Annotated in this window: 16 protein-coding genes and 1 pseudogene; 15 read left to right on the plus strand and 2 right to left on the minus strand. The window is 50.9% G+C overall.

All coding sequences use genetic code 11. The features are described from left to right. Positions 1 to 12 precede the first annotated feature (12 nt). From NG99_RS03180 to NG99_RS03205, 6 genes are read left to right on the plus strand one after another with little or no spacing between them, the layout of a single operon-like run. Positions 13 to 1,605: a sugar ABC transporter ATP-binding protein gene (locus tag NG99_RS03180; protein ID WP_052130533.1), complete on the plus strand. Its 1,593-nt coding sequence runs from the start codon at positions 13 to 15 to the stop codon at positions 1,603 to 1,605. Continuing rightward, positions 1,605 to 2,585, plus strand: a complete 981-nt coding sequence (locus NG99_RS03185) for an ABC transporter permease (protein ID WP_034888347.1) — start codon at positions 1,605 to 1,607, stop codon at positions 2,583 to 2,585. The genes NG99_RS03180 and NG99_RS03185 overlap by 1 nt, the downstream gene beginning before the upstream one ends. Before the next feature lie 59 nt (positions 2,586 to 2,644). Beyond that, complete coding sequence (locus NG99_RS03190) at positions 2,645 to 3,061, plus strand: RidA family protein (protein WP_034888349.1); 417 nt, start codon at positions 2,645 to 2,647, stop codon at positions 3,059 to 3,061. 26 nt (positions 3,062 to 3,087) lie between these two features. Then, on the plus strand, positions 3,088 to 3,972 hold the full coding sequence (locus NG99_RS03195; protein WP_034888350.1) for a fumarylacetoacetate hydrolase family protein: 885 nt from the start codon (positions 3,088 to 3,090) through the stop codon (positions 3,970 to 3,972). An 18-nt stretch (positions 3,973 to 3,990) separates the two neighbouring features. Further along, a complete protein-coding gene (locus NG99_RS03200) occupies positions 3,991 to 4,989 on the plus strand; it encodes a DODA-type extradiol aromatic ring-opening family dioxygenase (RefSeq protein WP_034888352.1) in 999 nt (332 codons plus the stop codon). An 11-nt stretch (positions 4,990 to 5,000) separates the two neighbouring features. Next, positions 5,001 to 6,167: an FAD-dependent oxidoreductase gene (locus NG99_RS03205; protein ID WP_052130534.1), complete on the plus strand. Its 1,167-nt coding sequence runs from the start codon at positions 5,001 to 5,003 to the stop codon at positions 6,165 to 6,167. Positions 6,168 to 6,348: 181 nt separating this feature from the next. Here NG99_RS03205 and NG99_RS03210 read toward each other — a convergent pair whose 3' ends face one another. Next, on the minus strand, positions 6,349 to 7,557 hold the full coding sequence (locus NG99_RS03210) for an IS256 family transposase (protein WP_034888354.1): 1,209 nt from the start codon (positions 7,555 to 7,557) through the stop codon (positions 6,349 to 6,351). A gap of 130 nt (positions 7,558 to 7,687) precedes the next feature. Between NG99_RS03210 and NG99_RS03215 the strand changes: the two genes are divergently transcribed. Further along, complete coding sequence (locus tag NG99_RS03215; protein WP_034888356.1) at positions 7,688 to 9,031, plus strand: uracil-xanthine permease family protein; 1,344 nt, start codon at positions 7,688 to 7,690, stop codon at positions 9,029 to 9,031. Continuing rightward, positions 9,028 to 9,687: a cysteine hydrolase family protein gene (locus NG99_RS03220; RefSeq protein WP_198138723.1), complete on the plus strand. Its 660-nt coding sequence runs from the start codon at positions 9,028 to 9,030 to the stop codon at positions 9,685 to 9,687. Before NG99_RS03215 ends, NG99_RS03220 begins: the two co-directional genes overlap by 4 nt. Before the next feature lie 54 nt (positions 9,688 to 9,741). On the opposite strand, the pseudogene NG99_RS30315 reads toward NG99_RS03220, so the two are convergent. After that, positions 9,742 to 9,967 (minus strand): annotated as a pseudogene (locus NG99_RS30315) (hypothetical protein); the annotation flags it as partial. 128 nt (positions 9,968 to 10,095) lie between these two features. Here NG99_RS30315 and NG99_RS03225 point away from each other — a divergent pair. The 7 genes from NG99_RS03225 to NG99_RS03255 all read left to right on the plus strand — a co-directional run bounded on the left by NG99_RS03225 (position 10,096) and on the right by NG99_RS03255 (position 14,675). Then, entirely contained in the window at positions 10,096 to 11,016 is a 921-nt protein-coding gene (locus NG99_RS03225) for a LysR substrate-binding domain-containing protein (RefSeq protein ID WP_034888357.1), read from the plus strand. Positions 11,017 to 11,155: 139 nt separating this feature from the next. Continuing rightward, on the plus strand, positions 11,156 to 12,379 hold the full coding sequence (locus NG99_RS03230) for an IS91 family transposase (RefSeq protein WP_034888378.1): 1,224 nt from the start codon (positions 11,156 to 11,158) through the stop codon (positions 12,377 to 12,379). A 251-nt stretch (positions 12,380 to 12,630) separates the two neighbouring features. Continuing rightward, on the plus strand, positions 12,631 to 12,951 hold the full coding sequence (locus NG99_RS03235) for a type II toxin-antitoxin system RelE/ParE family toxin (RefSeq protein ID WP_034888358.1): 321 nt from the start codon (positions 12,631 to 12,633) through the stop codon (positions 12,949 to 12,951). Then, positions 12,941 to 13,219, plus strand: coding sequence for a helix-turn-helix domain-containing protein (locus NG99_RS03240; protein ID WP_034888359.1), 279 nt, complete (start codon positions 12,941 to 12,943; stop codon positions 13,217 to 13,219). The genes NG99_RS03235 and NG99_RS03240 overlap by 11 nt, the downstream gene beginning before the upstream one ends. Positions 13,220 to 13,453: 234 nt before the next feature. Then, complete coding sequence (locus tag NG99_RS03245; protein ID WP_034888360.1) at positions 13,454 to 13,636, plus strand: hypothetical protein; 183 nt, start codon at positions 13,454 to 13,456, stop codon at positions 13,634 to 13,636. A 247-nt stretch (positions 13,637 to 13,883) separates the two neighbouring features. After that, positions 13,884 to 14,099, plus strand: coding sequence for a hypothetical protein (locus tag NG99_RS03250; RefSeq protein ID WP_034888361.1), 216 nt, complete (start codon positions 13,884 to 13,886; stop codon positions 14,097 to 14,099). A 144-nt stretch (positions 14,100 to 14,243) separates the two neighbouring features. Further along, positions 14,244 to 14,675, plus strand: a complete 432-nt coding sequence (locus NG99_RS03255; protein WP_034888362.1) for a hypothetical protein — start codon at positions 14,244 to 14,246, stop codon at positions 14,673 to 14,675. Positions 14,676 to 15,770: the final 1,095 nt, after the last annotated feature.

The following is a 15,770-nucleotide window of genomic DNA, read 5'->3' on the forward strand; positions in this document are numbered from 1 at the left end:
GGGAGCGTGAAGATGCAAAACGTACAGACAATTGCACCGAATGAAGCGCCGCTGCTGCGCATCAGCGGGCTGTCGAAGTGCTTTGGCGCAACGCAGGCGTTGAGCAAGGTGTCACTTCAGGTCGCCGCAGGGGAAATTCACTGTGTGCTGGGTGAAAACGGTGCCGGAAAATCGACCATTGGCAAAATTGTCAGTGGCCTTTACTCCGCGGATGAGGGCAGCATCTGGTTCGATGAAAAACCGGTTGCCTTCAGCAGTTCACGTGAGGCTCGCACGGCCGGCATCGTGATGGTCTATCAGGAACTGTCGCTGGCACCCAGTTTGTCTGTACGTGCCAATCTGTGGCTTGGAGCCGAACGTGGGCGCAGCTTGCTCTCGTTCACCCGTCGCCGTCAGGAACAAGATCGCGCCGGAGAGGTGCTGCAACAACTGGGGCTGGCTGACATCGATATGGAGGTAGCAGTCAGCGCTTATCCGGTGGCGATCCAGCAACTAATTGAAATCGGCAAATCCCTGATGTCTGACCCTAAAGTCATTATTTTTGACGAACCTACGGCCATGCTTGGCGCAGTAGAGAAAGAGAAGTTCTTTGCTGTGCTACGCAGGCTGCGCACTGAAGGTATCGCTTTAATGCTGGTCACACATCATATTGATGATGTTTTAGCGGTCAGCGATCGCGTCACCATTATGCGCAACGGTCAGGTGGTGGATGCCTTTGCCATCGGTAAGGAGACAAGCCCTGATTACATCGTGTCACGACTAACGGGTAAACCGCCGGGTAGTCACCGTTTCGCGCATAAAGGCGGCAAAAGTTTTCCACCGCTGCTCGATTTCGAGAATCTTCCGATCAGCGGCGGTGGCAATCGGGTATTCAGTGTCGGACGCGGAGAAATTCTTGGCATTTACGGTGTAGTAGGCTGCGGCGGCGACCGGCTCCTGCAGAATCTGGTGGGATTCATCCCCACTCCGCGAGAGGCCTCGGTTCGTTTTCAGCTCGATGGCTATCCGTGGCGCCCGACAAGCGTGGCAGCGGCGCTGAAAGGCGGTGTGGCCTGGCTGCCTGCAGGACGCTCGAGCAATGGAGTCTATCCAACGCTGTCCATTGCCGACAACCTGATGATGACGCAGTTGAGAAATTTTTCACACGGCGGCTTCATTCATACCGGAAAAAGCGACATGCGCGCAGGAGAGATATTACAAGCTTGTGGCGTGAAGTTTGGCGATCAGTGTGACCTGCTGACCAGCCTGAGCGGGGGGAATCAGCAAAAGGTATTGCTGGCACGCGCAATGGCCAATGCCAGCAAGCTGCTGGTGCTGGAAGAACCCACGGCCGGCGTCGATCTTGGCGCGAAACATGAAATCCATCAGCGTATCAGGGCGCTGGCAGCGACAGGCGTCTCAGTCATCATGCTGTCCAGCGATCTCGCAGAAACGCTGTCGCTGTGCGATACCGTATGGACGCTGTTTCATGGCGCTGTAGTCAATACCTATCATGCCCCGGATGAACACGACAAAGCCGCCATCATCGCGGACGTTGTGGGGCAGCTCGCATCTGATGAGGATCTTTATTCTTCCCGTAATCGTGTTAACCAGGAGTCGAAATAATGAATACCAGTCGGGATGCTAGCCTGATCGGCGGTGAAAAGCCGGAAAAAAAACCAAAATTCTCGATGTCGGACTGGATGCTACCTCTACTGATTGTCGTGGTTGCAGCCGTAACGGGCGTTATCCAGCCGCGCTTTCTTTCGGTCAGCAACGGCATCAATCTTGCCTGCCAGCTGGCACCCCTTTTGATTTTGTCGCTGGGACAGGCGGTGGCTGTAATAAGGGGTGGACTGGATCTGTCTCTCTCATCAGCCATGTCTCTCGCCGGTGTAGCAGGCGTACTGGTGATGAATCACCTAGGTATTCCGGCAGGACTGCTGGTCATGCTGTTAGTTGGCGCGATAACAGGTGCGGTATCGGGCATGTTGATCTCTTTTTTCAACACTTCACCGCTGGTTATCACACTTGGCATGCTGTCAGTCGCCCAGGCCTTAGCGTTAATATTCTCGGGAGGCGTACCGATCTATGACGTACCTGCCGCCTATATTGATGCGGTCGGCTACAGCACGATGCTGGGATTACCACTGATGGTGTGGATCGCTATTGCATTAACGGTGGCGATAGGCGCTCTGCTGAAGTACACGCTGTTTGGCCGCTACGTTTATGCTATGGGGTCAAACGTTTCGGCTGCAGAAAAATCTGGCATTAATGTGCGTTTCAACACGGTACTGGTTTATATGGTAAGCGGATTTTGTGCCGGTACCGGAGCCATCATTCTTACCGCCTGGACCAGTTCGGCGCAGCCGATAGCCGCGGCCAGTCTGACACTTCAGTCACTGGCAGCTGTCGTGCTGGGTGGGGTCGCGCTTACCGGCGGAGCAGGAAACTTGCGTCAGGTCATCACTGGCGTGGTGGTACTGACGCTGCTTTCTAATGTCATGAATATGGTAGGGGTCTCGGCGTATTACCAGACGCTGGCCGTCGGTATGGTCATTATTATTGCTGTTATTCTCGACCGTTTTCGTCGTCAAAACGTGTAGTAAAACCTCAATTTTTTAAAATATGAATATTTATTAAGCCTGTCATAAGGAGAGTTGTTATGTCTGCAAATGTTGAATATATCAATCCAGAAAATACCAGCCCGGCGCAGGGACTATATTCCAACCTGACTAAGGTACGTGCAGGGGACCTTTATTTTATTTCTGGACAGCTGTCTGTAGGTTATGACGGTGAGGTTGTCGGAAAAGGTGATTTTGATGCGCAATTCAAACAGGTGTTTAAAAATCTGGGCGACGTCCTGACTACGGTAGGGTGTGATTTTAATGACGTGGCGAAATTTAACACCTATCTGGTGGCATCACAGCATATCGATAATTTCATGAAGAACCGACGTGAATTATTTCCCAGCCTGTTTGCCACCTCTGACTATGCACCCAACACGCTGTTGGTTGTTGATCGACTGGTGAAAGAAGATTTTTTAATTGAAGTAGAAGCGGTCGCCCGCGTCCGCGATTAATTTACCCTGCTCAGGAAAGAGAATACATGAAGCTGGTGACCTATTTGTATGATGGCAGCCAACACATTGGTGTCATCAATCGTTCCGGAAAAATTACCGATATCAGCGATATCGTGAAAACCAACGACATGACGGTGTTAATTGAACGATTTGATGAGGTGAAAAGCACGCTCAAGCTCTGTAGCGAGAGCGATGATGCGAGCGCGGTGGCTATTGATGCGGTAACGCTGCTGGCACCACTTCCTGCCACGCGCCGCAATATTTTCTGCGTGGGGAAAAATTACTACGCCCATGCAGAGGAATTTGGCAACAGCGGCTATGACTCCAGTGCCGCAGCAGGAAATGTGCCCACGAGGCCCATAATCTTCAGTAAGCCGTCAACCTCAATCAGCGGCCCGGGTAATGCAATTGACACTTCGCTGGATCCTCATGACACCGTTGATTACGAGGCGGAACTGGCAGTGGTATTAGGGAAAAAAGGTCGTCTCGCTCAGGGTGAGGACCCCATGTCATTTGTCTTCGGATATACCCTGGTGAACGACGTGACTTCACGCCATCTGCAGAAACAGCATAGCCAGTGGCTGCTGGGTAAAGGCATAGATGGTTTCTGCCCGATGGGACCCGTTCTGGTCACCGCTGATGAATTTGGTGATCCTGGCGACCAAATACTTTCCTGTCACGTCAATGGCGAACTGCGACAGCAGGCCACGCTGGCTGACCTTATCTTCAAAGTTCCTCAATTGATCACCACGCTTGGGCAGAGCATCACACTGCTACCTGGTGATGTGATCGCCACCGGTACGCCAGCCGGCGTTGGGTTGGGCTTCACACCGCCGCGCTACCTGAAAAAGGGAGACAACGTGACAGTATCCATGAACGAAATCGGGCAGTTAACCAATCCTGTTATCTGATGAATTGAAGAGGTTTATATGGCAAAGATTGTCAGTGCGATCAGCATGTCCCACGTTCCTGGCGCTCTGGGCTGGGCCGACGCCCCGTCAGCAGAACAGCGTCAGCGTCTGGCAGAAATACATGCGCGTTTAAAGCAGTGTATTGATGACACCAAACCCAATCTGATTATCGCGTTTTTGGATGACCACTTTGAAAATAACTTCCGTAATTTAATGCCAACGCTGGGTGTCCCAATCAGTGACGCCAATATTGGTCCGGCGGAGTACATGATGGAAGCGCTGAAGTTTGATAAGCAGCACAGCATTGCCAGCAATGCGGGCATTGGTCAGTTGCTGCTGGAAAAACTGATTCATGGCGGGTTTGAAGCCACAAGGATGGGCGCAATTGAATATGGCAATAACCTGATGATGCCGCTAGTGTTCATTAACCCCGAATTCAACATTCCTGTCGTGCCCGTCTATATCAACGTATTTTCACCGCCGCTGATGCCTTACTCACGCGCCTATGATCTTGGTTTGAAAGTACGTGAAATTATCGACACCTTGCCAGATGACTATCGGGTTCACTTCCTCGCCACGGGCGGTCTGTCGCACTGGCCACCAGTATGGACGGAAAGCGCACCGGAAGAGGATGAACTGCTCCAGCGCATGAAGGTGTATCAAACCATAGGCAAAGAAGCATTGATTACCGACCCCACGCTCTACACAGACTTTGCCCAGTATGAAATTGACATGATGAGCAAAATGGAATGGCCGCTGGGTAAGAGTCATCCGCTGGTTAATGAGGAGTGGGATCGCGAAATGCTGGGGCGCTTCGAGGCCGGGGATGTGGACTACATGCGGGCCCTGACTTATGACGAAGTGGAAGAACGTGGTGGTCATGGCGGTCATGAAGCACTGAACTGGGTTGCGCTGATGGGCGCCATGAAAGGCGCTCGTCCAGAGTATGTTGCTTACGAGTCGGTACCGGAGTGGATTACCGGTATGAGCTATCTGGCTTATCCAGGGCAGGAATAAGGGGAAGCAAAATGGCAAGAATCGCAGTGGTGGGCGCAGGTATGGGTGGTCTGGCCTTTGCCTCGGTCATGAGAAACACCTCGCATCAGGTCACGGTATATGAGCAGGCCAGTGAACTGGCTGAATTGGGCGCTGGCATATCGCTGTGGGCGAATGGCACGCGTTTATTTGACGAGATGGGTATCGCCGGCCAGATGGCTGAACGCTCCTGTGAAACCGAAGTGGCATTTTTCCGAAACGAAGATGGCAGCGTGGCGGGGTCACAGTTTCTCGCGCGTGAAAACTGGTATCGCAGTGAGTATGGCTATCCCTATTACGGCGCATTTCGTACTCATCTGCAGTCTGCGCTGCTGGAGGTAATTGGTAGGGATATCATCCAACTGAACAAACAATTGGTCACGCTTGAAGAAACAGACGATAAGGTACTTCTGCACTGGGCAGACGGTAGCCAGGACAGCGCCGATGTGGTGGTGGGCGCCGACGGTATTAAGTCAGTCGTGCGTAAGTATGTCAGTCCGGGGGCCAATCCCGCCTTCACCGGTAACAGCGCCTTTCGTGGATTGGCGAAAACCGCCGACCTCAATTTGCTGCCTGAACCCCATTCCTTTACAGACTGGATGGGTGATGGCATGCATGTGCTTAACTTCCCCATCGGCAGAGACTTTGAATATCAGACCATTGTGGTGTTTATAGATGGCCCGGAGCAATGGACGGAAGAAGCATGGCGTATACCGGCAGATGCGCAGGAGATTCGCACGCACTTTGATGGCTGGCATCCGGCTGTCAGCCAGTTGCTGGACCACGTCAATCTGAACGAACGATGGGGCATGTTCCAGGTGAGCCCGATGTCTTCATGGCACCGGGGAAGAGCGGTGCTGATCGGTGACGCGGCGCACGGCATGATGCCACATCACGGACAAGGTGCGATCTCCTCATTTGAAGATGCTGTAGCACTGGCGCACCTGTTCAACGATCCCTCTATGACCTCGGTAGCTGAAGCGCTGACCCGCTATGAGCAGGAGCGCAAAGCCCGTGGAGAGAAAATCCAGACATCCTCACGACGCCTTAATGACTGCCTGCATTTACCTGCAGGGCAAGGACGTACCGAACGTAACGCCGTACTGAACAGCCTCGAAAAACATTTTTCCTGGCTGCATAGCTATCAGTTAAGCGTTTAACCTTATCAGCAGACAAATATCACCAGCGTCGCGCGGCGTTGGTGCTTTTTTATTGCTCTTATAAAGTTCTCATTGAGACAAAATAAAATATCACATTGTTTTTCAAAGAATTGAAATCTTGAATCGTCCTGCGGCACGTTTATTGCCGACCCTGTACACGATTCTGTGTAAATGCCTTTTCTCAGTAGTGGCCGTCCAGGCGGTCACCGAACTCGATAATAAAGCGGCTCATTGCCATACGCCAGTCCTTCAGCGGCATCGTCCATTTCTGTGAGGCCGCCTGGATTGCCAGCCACACGACTTTTTTCACTGAGTCGTCCGTCGGGAACACCTTGCGTTTTTTGATCGCATGCCGGATCACGCTGTTCAGCGACTCGATGGCATTGGTTGTGTAGATGACTTTGCGGATGTCTGGCGGGTAAGTGAAGAACGTCGCCAGGTTGGCCCAGTTTGTCTGCCAGCTTCGGCTTATCTGCGGATAGCGGCTGTCCCAGGCACTGGCGAACGCTTCCAGTGCCTGCTGTCCCGCTTCTTCTGTGGGGGCCTTGTAGATGGCTTTCAGGTCACGGGTAACGGCTTTGTAGTCCTTCCAGGAGACGAACCGTAGACTGTTGCGCACCATATGCACGATACACAGCTGGATACGTGCCTCCGGATACACTGCGTTGATGGCATCCGGGAAGCCTTTCAGGCCGTCAACGCAGGCGATAAGGATATCGTTCAGACCACGGTTTTTCAGCTCCGTTAGCACGCTCAGCCAGAACTTCGCACCCTCGTTTTCGGCCAGCCACATACCCAGAAGTTCTTTCTGGCCTTCGATGTTGATGCCCAGTGCCAGGAACACGGATTTGTTGATGACGCGGCTGTCCTGCCGGACTTTCAGCACAATACAGTCAAGATAAACAATGGGATAGACTGTATCAAGTGGACGATTCTGCCATTCGGTAACCTGTTCCATCACGGCATCGGTGATCTTCGAGACCAGCGCCGGAGAGACATCTGCGTCATACAACTCTTTGAACGCCGCCGCTATCTCGCGGGTAGTCATCCCTTTGGCGTACAACGATAAAATCTGGTTATCCATCCCGGTGATCCGGGTCTGGTTTTTCTTCACCAGTTGCGGTTCGAAAGAGCCATCACGATCGCGCGGAGTGCGTAGTTCCAGAGGGCCATCGCCGGTGGTAACGGTCTTTGTGGAATAGCCGTTGCGGGAATTGGGCCCCGGTTTAGGCTGGTTTTTATCGTAGCCCAGATGGTGGGACATTTCAGCGTTGAGAGCAGCCTCGACGCTGATTTTCTTCAGCAGACGATCGAACTGGCTGAGATCTTCAGGGGTTTTGAGATTTTTGGCCAGTTCGTTAGCCAGAGCCTGCAACTGTTTTTCGTCCATAAATTAACCTGCTTTTGATGTTGGATTGAACATATCAAAATCAGGCAATTACACAATTTTATGTACAGGCTCTTATTGCCTGTGAAAACGTACAACCTAACTGAAATCGAATACATAGAAAGGTATCAGCATGCTCAATACATCTGTTTCACTCTCGGTAGGAATAGAAGATAAGGTATCGCCCACCCGCACGTTGATGTTTGCCTTTCAGCACCTTCTGGCGCTTACCGGGATCTGGGTTTTCCCAGTCATTATCGGTGCGTCACTCAATCTGACCAGTCAGCAAACCGGAACGATTGTTCAGGCCTGCTTTTTTACCACAGGTATTGTCACCATACTGCAGTCTGGTCGCTTTTTGCGCCTGCCAGTTGTTCAGGGGCCTACGGCCGCCTTTATGATGGCCGTCTTGGGTTCGGCGCATACCGTTGGTCTTGGAACAACATTTGGCTCAATGTTTGTCGCCGCATTAATCTTTGCAGCGCTTTCGATACCCATTAAACGTCTGGGTATCATGGGGTTTCTTGTTAAGTATATTTCACCTCCTATTGTCTTCGGTGGTTTGCTGGTGATCATTGGTGCACAACTGGCGAGTATTGGTCCTTCAGGGTGGTTCAGCACCGCCAGTGGTGGCACCTTAAGCACGAGCTTCGTGGCCGCGCTGGTCACGGTACTCACCATTATCGGGTGTATGGTGTTAGGACGTCATGACCTTATCAAGCGAGGTGCGCTGCTGTGGGGAATTGTGGCCGGTGTGCTGGTCTTTAAGCTGATATCGGTCTGGCATCTGCCCGATTTCAGCAGTACGCCACTGGCGTCGCTGCCGCATTTTTTTGCTTTTGGCTTTGGTATTTCCCTTCCGGTCGTTTTACTGATGATGCTTGCCTTTTTACAGGCTTCTGCCGAAGCGATGGGCATGTATTCTCTGCTGGCCGAGTGGGGTGATCAGACTCTAACCACTCAAAGGGTTAATCGTGGACTATTTACCGAATTTATTGGTTGTGCTTTTGGGGCCGCAGCAGGCGGGTTGGGTACAACGTCTTATCCTGAGAATGTCGGGATTATTCGTGTCTCCGGTGTTGCCAGTCGGTTTGTAACAATGACAGCCGGCATTTTTGCTCTGATTTTAGGTGTGATGCCGCAGGTGGGGTTACTGCTGGCTTCACTTCCTGCGCCTGTACTTTCCGCAGCCTCCTCCATACTCTTCGGTATTATTGCATTGAGCGGGATTCAGATTATGTCGCGTATCCACTGGGACGAATTGAATTTAGCAGTGGCAGCCCCGGCTTTCATTCTTGCTATGGGAAGCATGTATTTGCCGCCGGAAGTATTAAATCTTATACCACTATCTTTGAAAGGTATTGTGGTGCAACCCATGATCGTAGGTATCATTTTGTTGATAGGTCTAAACCTGATTATAAATGTATTTGTGCGCGATTTACGCAAACCAGCTTTTGAAACGGAGACGCAGCCATGATGAATAAAGTCACCTGGCCAATTAATCGCGAGCGCACTGCGCTGATTGTCGTAGATATGCAGAAGGTATTTTGCGTAAAGGGGGAAGGCCTGTACGTACCCGGTACGGCCAACATCATTGAACCCATTCAAAATCTGCTCGCTCAGATGCGTCATCATCAAATGCCGATTATTTTTCTCCGACACGTCGTGCGAGGAGATGGCAGTGACACCGGGCGGATGCAGGATCTCTATCCAAATGTTAACAATCTTCTTGGGCGTGACAACCCGTCGGTGGAAATTATCGATTCACTGTTTCCACAACAGGGTGAGATTGTAGTGGATAAACTGTTTTACAGCGGTTTTCATAACACCGATCTTGATGCCATCTTGCGAATGAAGGACATAGATACCCTCATTGTCTGTGGGACTGTGACCAACGTTTGCTGCGAGACGACCATTCGAGACGGTGTTCATCGAGAATATAAGATGATTGCCCTGAGCGATGCTTGTGCTGCCATGCCTTATCCGGATATGGGATATGGAGAGGTTAGTGCCGAGGATGTTCAACGTATCTCGTTGACTGCTATGGCTTATGAGTTTGCCGAAGTGACAACAAGTGTCGATATCTTGATACGCATAAATGAATCGATACAGTCGGGGAAACTAGGAGCCTGAAAGTTAAAAAAAAACCGAAAATCAATGGCAATTTTTTGTCATTAAATTTCGTATAAACTCACTGTTGAAACCGGTTCTGGCGTCAATTTCGAGCAGCAGTTTTGTTAATTCCAAAGGAGGGAGAAGCTGCCTGACCTAACTGCTCAAACTGGGTAGGGATGATGGTTAATTGAGTTTTTCCAGACTGCTGATGGTCAGGGAAGTATTTGTCTTCATGGCAAATATCCACGGCATCGTGGCTGTGAAAGCGTCTGGACACAGCTTTCCAGGTTTCAGCCTGCTTCAGGGCAAAGACAATCTGTCTCTTCAGTGAATCGTTACTTTTTCATCGGCACAACCTCCGCTCAAAGGAGTGAATATCATGCCGGAATTCTGTTTCTGAATGGAGCAGGATTTCGGGTCAGGGTCATGAACGACTATTACTACTTTACCCAAGTGGTTACACACGGGGGCTATGCAGCAGCCGGGCGTGCCTTACAAACGCCCAAGTCGAAATTAAGTCGCCGAGTGGCAGGATTGGAAGCACGACTGGGCGTGCGTTTGATTGAACGTTCCTCTCAGCGGTTTCAGATCACTGAACTGGGCAAAACGTTTTACGAGCACTGTCGGATCATGCTCATGAAGGCTGAAAACGCTAGAGCTGTCGTTTGCAAGGCAAAGTCAGAGCCAGAAGGTACGATACGTATTAGCTGTCCCACGGGCTTACTGGATGTTCGTGTCGGAGCAGTGCTCCCAGAATTTCTTAAACGTCACCCCCGAGTACAATTACACGTACTGGCGACCAATCGCCGTGTTGATCTTGTAGATGAAAAGGTTCATATTTCGATCCGCTCCCGTACACAATTAGAAGATGAAACGGAAACGGGGCTGAAAATAAGAGTATTGGGAAAAACCCGGCAAATTCTTGTCGCCAGCCCTGAAATCGCGGAAAGTTTGGATAAAGACAGCAACATAAAATCGCTTATGAAAGTGCCTACAGTTGCGATGGCCGATCCCTTGGCAGATTGGGTTACACATAAAACCTGGCATTTTGACGGTCCTTCTGCATCCGTTTTCTCTTTTGAACACGAACCACGACTGGTGTGTCGCAGCGTTCAGGCCGTATTATCAGCCGCCAGAAATGGCGTCGGTGTTGCAGTATTGCTAGAGCAACTTTGCCGACCCGATCTTGAAACCGGAAAACTAGTACAGCTTTGGCCAGACTGGAAGGTTTCGGAAGAAACGATTTATCTGGCATTTACCGCATCTAGGGGGCTTCTTCCTGCGGTACGCGCACTGATTGACTTCTTAGCCGAGCGACTTGGAGACGGAGCTATCGCTGATATGTAACGCGTTGAAGCGGCGTTTTCTGGTAAGTTAAGATTTTTAGGTGGGGAAGAAAGAACGGTAGCACGCCTGCGGCGTGAGCTCGTCTGCTGCGCAGCCGAAGTCCTTTCCACCCTCATCGCCGTATTTTATACTGTCTTTCATGTACATACCGCGCCCTGCAAAGCTTCTGTTCCAGCATGACGAGGGCTGGGAACGCTTCCTCGATAAAAATGGCCATCAACTCTCTGACTGGACCAAACTCTCCGTCGAGCGCATGCTAGCCTGCGGCACCTGCGCCATGGGCGTACGACGCTATTGTTGCAGTTCACCTGACTGTACGCACTCCCGTTTTCTCTGCCAGACCTGCAAGTCCAAGGCCTGCAGCAGCTGCGGCCTCAAGGGCACCGAGCAATGGATTGCCGGGCAGCAACACATCCTGCCCGACTGCGACTGGCAACATATCACCTTCACCATGCCGCATCTGCTGTGGCCGTTCTTCAACAACAACTGGCGACTGCTCAATGACCTCTTTCGCTGCGCCACCCGCGCCATGCTCAGGCACGCGCGCAAGCTGGGCATCGAGGTCGGCATCTTCTGCGCGCTGCACACCTACGGACGCCAGCTCAGTCAGCATCCGCACATCCACGTCTCCATTACCCGTGGCGGCCTTGATGTCAAACACGGCGTCTGGCGCGCGCTGTTCTTCAAAAAACAGCAGGTCGAAGAAATCTGGCGCGGTGCCGTTATCCGTCTGCTGCGTGCCAGCTACGATCGCGTCAATCCCGGTAAGCTGCCCAACCTCGGCCATATCCGCGATGAGAAACAGTGGAAGCGCTACCTGCAGGCGCAATATCAGCGCCACTGGAAGGCCCACTTCGCCAAAAAGACCCGCGGTGCCTGGCGCAGCGTCAAATACCTCGGCCGCTACCTGAAACGGCCGCCGGTGGCGGCGTCGCAGCTCCGTCATTACCGTGGCGGCTCGGTGGTGCACCAGTACTACGACCACAACACGCAGCAGCACAAATGCCAGAAATTGAGCCAGGAGGAGATGCTGCGTCGTTACGTCAGCCATATCCCAGCACGACACTTTAAAATGGTGCGCTACTACGGCTTCCTGGCCAACCGCAAACGTGGCTCGTTGCTGCCGAAAGTCTACGAGGCACTGGAGATGACGCCACGCGAAAAACCACAGAAGCCGGGGTTCGCGGTGCTGATGAAAGCGTTCCTGGGCACCGACCCGTATCAGTGCATCCTGTGCAAGGGCCGACTGCGTTTTGCCGGCGCCATGGTGGGTGAGCATGCCACCAAAATGCTCTCTGACAGGCTGCACCGGATGGCGAAAAAACGATGGCTTCAGACCCCGGCTCTGGATAAGTGCGCCTAAAAAATGGGTTTTAGCGTAAAAACACAGCAAAAATGGCATTTTTCCGCATTACTCTGCGACAGCCCGCACCATATGGGGTTCTTCCTTGCCACTGTTCATGGTTAGGAAGCCCAATAAGGGTCGATTGAGTTTCCTAACCATCAAGTTCCATGATTCATGTCTCCTCACTTAAAATTAGCTTACGCGCTATAATAGCATTTGAGCTAAATTAGCTCAGGTGCTATCATTATTTCCACCAGGAGGAAAGAACTGTGTTTGAAGTTATTTTTCATGATGATGCTGAAACAGAATTCAGGGAACTGCCGGTTATCATTCGGGCAAAAATGGCGAGGCTTTTAAAGAAGCTGGAAGTCGATCCGCGTTCTCTCAGAGAGCCACACTGCAAACCGTTAAGCGGTGGCCTATATGAAATCAGAACGATAGGCGGCGATATAGCCAGGGGATTATGGGTATATCAGGAGGGTGGTAAAATTTACCTGCTGAGGGTATTCATCAAGAAAACCCCGAAGACGCCGCCCACTGAAATCAGGTTAGCCTGGAAACGATTAGAGGATTTTAAAGATGAAAGGTAAGTCACTGACTGAGGTACACAGCGAAATGATGCGCGACAGCGAATATCGTGCAGCATATGAAGCAGAAGAACGCAAAGAACGCCTGCAGGCGCTACTTGAAGAGTGGCGAAATCATGCGGGCCTCACAAGTTCCCAGGTCGCGGAACGGATGGGGGTCAAGCCGCCGACAGTGTCCCGGATGGAAAAAAACGTAACGTCAGCAACGTTTGAAACGCTCGCCCGTTATGCCAGGGCGTGTGGTATCAGTGACGCAACACTTTATTTTTAAATCAGGGGATTGAGGGCGGGGTTTGAGGTCCAGTGATGTAAAAAACCTCGTTAAGCGGTATCAGAAATCGATTTTGATACCATCCGGTCTCAAATGACCAAAAAACGATATTAGGAACCGCTTTTTGGTCCCTAATATGCAGTCTCATAAGTCTTGATAATTCATACTGTTAATTCGATAGCGTGGTTTTTCGCACTGTTGGCCTTCGAACCCCACATATAAGGAACAAACATAATGTTTAGACGTACCCGCATTTTCATCGCTTTCGCGGTAGGCTTCGCAATGATCTGTCATGCCCTTACCACGCCGGATGTGGATACGATGGTGAGGACGTTCTTTGCAGGAATGTTGTGGTTTTACTTCTGTATGCTGGTCGGTCGCATGATTCAAAATAGCCAGCCCGCTGAGGATGTATAAGGAGTCTGATGCTCAGTCGAACGATAACTCACGCCAGGCGAGAAAGGTCGTCCGAAAAATCGATTAGTGGGCACTGGTGTCCGTTAAATACCATTTTCCGATTAAAAAGACAGCGTTTTTGGCGCATTATTTACTGTCCATAATGTTCTGATTTATTGGACAAAACAGGCTTAACGTGTGAAACCGTTCCGTTGAGCGTCAAACTCCATTATCAGTGCGTTTAATTTATTTGGTGAGGAGCTCTCAGATGAAGACAGATAGAGAAATTTTAAAATACTTAATCATCATTTTCATTGTAGTCAACCTGTTCATTGGATTTGGATTATTAGCATTTCATTACTTTGGTAATAATTTTCTCTTACTGATTTTTTTGTCCAGTCCTTTTTTAATTATTTTTGGAATGTTTTTTATCAATGCCTTAGCCAAAATAAACAATGAAAAAGGGAAGCAGAAAAAAATTTAGATATCTGGTGTTGTGTAGCTGTCCGGGTATCAGTAGCCATTAATTTAGCTCAAAAAACGTACTTGCCGTACGTTAAAAGTCTATACCATAAACCTGGATTTGTAGTGAAAATTGACGTTTTACTGACGCCCCGGGGGGAAAGATATGAAAGACTTGAATAAGTACGCTTGTACAGCACGCAAGCACAACTTGCAGACGGTTACTATTCGCCAGCTTATCGGAATGCTTACCGATGCCGAACGCAGGGATTTATTAGCATGGGCGACTTTGCTAGCAGTCGAACCCGATCATTTAACGCCACAGAACATTATTCTTTGGTCGGGATGGAAAACATTTATCAAGCGTGAGTTTCCACTGATAGAGGAAAATCCGATATTCTTTGCAATATCGGACGTGGAACAGATCCACAATAGCTCTTTGAGCGCTGAAGCGGTGATTTCAAATTCAAATACCCGGATAGTTTTCGCCCCAGGGAGGATAAGGGCGAAGATGATGCGTGAGCAACTCGCCCCCGCCACTGTTATGAGCCGTAGGGCAAGCCCACAAAATTTTAGCGGCTTGGGGTTTGGGGAGTAGTGGAACCAAAAAGACGGTTAAGCGGTTCAATTGAATGGTCAATAACAGGTAAATCAATCTGTTGAGACCCACTGACTCTTTTGCTCCGCAAACGGCCAAGATGAGTAGAGCCAACTTGGCTACCCCAAATGAGATAGCCAAGATTGTAAATTCACGATGTAAATTGGCTGGTTAATTTTTGGCTATTTAAAATGACCGCTTAACGGCGGTTACTGTTCCACTGTGCCTCAAACCCCTGGATCGTCAGGAATTGTTGTCCGGGAGATGCGCGTCAGCGCATGAAGGCGACAAAAAGTGTTCCATGAATCCCGGAAGGTAAGGGTCGCCGGTGACGCGGCTTTGCCGCCCTGGCTTGATAGATTTCACCAATCCCAGCCCACTCCCTGCAAAGCCAGACCCGCTTTCAGCCACGAAGAAGCTTTATCTGCGCTGACGGAGTGGTCACGGCAAGGCGAAGCCGCAGCCGGGGCGTATCTCCGCGTTAGCGGGCCGTCAGGGCCGCTTACGGGCGTGTATTTCATTCTCACAGCGACACTCCCACAGATCCTCAGAGGTTCAGCTGTGGTACTGATTAATAAGCGGCAGAGTACCCAGCCTCCGATCGGGCGATCATGTGAGTGTTGTAACTAAAATGTTCGCCGGACTGATGCCCCGGAGGCGTCCGGGGAGCTACTTCATACCGGTGCAGGAGTGTGTGCACGGTGGCCGGAGGGATAATTTTGCCCCGGGCGAAGCCTGGGGTGCTACTCCTGATGCCAGGCCGAAGGCTGGCTCATGAGTACTCCCTTTTTAAAGGGCATGTTTTGTTCAGAAGTAACGTTCGAAATTAGGGCTTTTACCGGCAGGGACTTCGAAGTTAACTGAAGCCTGTGTGTGAGTATGGCCATAGCGCCGAATTTAACTGCTTTCTTTCTGTGCAGGTATGGCCACGGCGCCGGTGCGGTGCTTTTTCGGATGGCCATTATGATGCCCGGAGGGCTGTTACGGGCGTGTGAATCCCTGCCGGATGCGCGGTTTTCCGCTCAGCGCCAGCACAAAAACCGCGAAGGACGCGGTACGTTAAAAAGAGAGGGTTTTAAAGGGGGACGCCAGCGC

It is taken from the genome of Erwinia typographi (assembly GCF_000773975.1).
In the GTDB taxonomy this organism is placed as follows: domain Bacteria; phylum Pseudomonadota; class Gammaproteobacteria; order Enterobacterales; family Enterobacteriaceae; genus Erwinia; species Erwinia typographi.

What these genes read in the sequence shown, in the direction of transcription:
- NG99_RS03220 (WP_198138723.1), top strand. Translation starts at nt 9,028, where the DNA reads ATGATGAATAAAGTCACCTGGCCAATTAATCGCGAGCGCACTGCGCTG.
- NG99_RS03215 (WP_034888356.1), top strand. Translation starts at nt 7,688, where the DNA reads ATGCTCAATACATCTGTTTCACTCTCGGTAGGAATAGAAGATAAGGTA.
- NG99_RS03205 (WP_052130534.1), top strand. Translation starts at nt 5,001, where the DNA reads ATGGCAAGAATCGCAGTGGTGGGCGCAGGTATGGGTGGTCTGGCCTTT.
- NG99_RS03250 (WP_034888361.1), top strand. Translation starts at nt 13,884, where the DNA reads ATGAAGACAGATAGAGAAATTTTAAAATACTTAATCATCATTTTCATT.
- NG99_RS03195 (WP_034888350.1), top strand. Translation starts at nt 3,088, where the DNA reads ATGAAGCTGGTGACCTATTTGTATGATGGCAGCCAACACATTGGTGTC.
- NG99_RS03255 (WP_034888362.1), top strand. Translation starts at nt 14,244, where the DNA reads ATGAAAGACTTGAATAAGTACGCTTGTACAGCACGCAAGCACAACTTG.
- NG99_RS03245 (WP_034888360.1), top strand. Translation starts at nt 13,454, where the DNA reads ATGTTTAGACGTACCCGCATTTTCATCGCTTTCGCGGTAGGCTTCGCA.
- NG99_RS03190 (WP_034888349.1), top strand. Translation starts at nt 2,645, where the DNA reads ATGTCTGCAAATGTTGAATATATCAATCCAGAAAATACCAGCCCGGCG.
- NG99_RS03210 (WP_034888354.1), bottom strand. Translation starts at nt 7,557, where the DNA reads ATGGACGAAAAACAGTTGCAGGCTCTGGCTAACGAACTGGCCAAAAAT.
- NG99_RS03225 (WP_034888357.1), top strand. Translation starts at nt 10,096, where the DNA reads ATGAACGACTATTACTACTTTACCCAAGTGGTTACACACGGGGGCTAT.
- NG99_RS03180 (WP_052130533.1), top strand. Translation starts at nt 13, where the DNA reads ATGCAAAACGTACAGACAATTGCACCGAATGAAGCGCCGCTGCTGCGC.
- NG99_RS03230 (WP_034888378.1), top strand. Translation starts at nt 11,156, where the DNA reads ATGTACATACCGCGCCCTGCAAAGCTTCTGTTCCAGCATGACGAGGGC.
- NG99_RS03240 (WP_034888359.1), top strand. Translation starts at nt 12,941, where the DNA reads ATGAAAGGTAAGTCACTGACTGAGGTACACAGCGAAATGATGCGCGAC.
- NG99_RS03200 (WP_034888352.1), top strand. Translation starts at nt 3,991, where the DNA reads ATGGCAAAGATTGTCAGTGCGATCAGCATGTCCCACGTTCCTGGCGCT.
- NG99_RS03185 (WP_034888347.1), top strand. Translation starts at nt 1,605, where the DNA reads ATGAATACCAGTCGGGATGCTAGCCTGATCGGCGGTGAAAAGCCGGAA.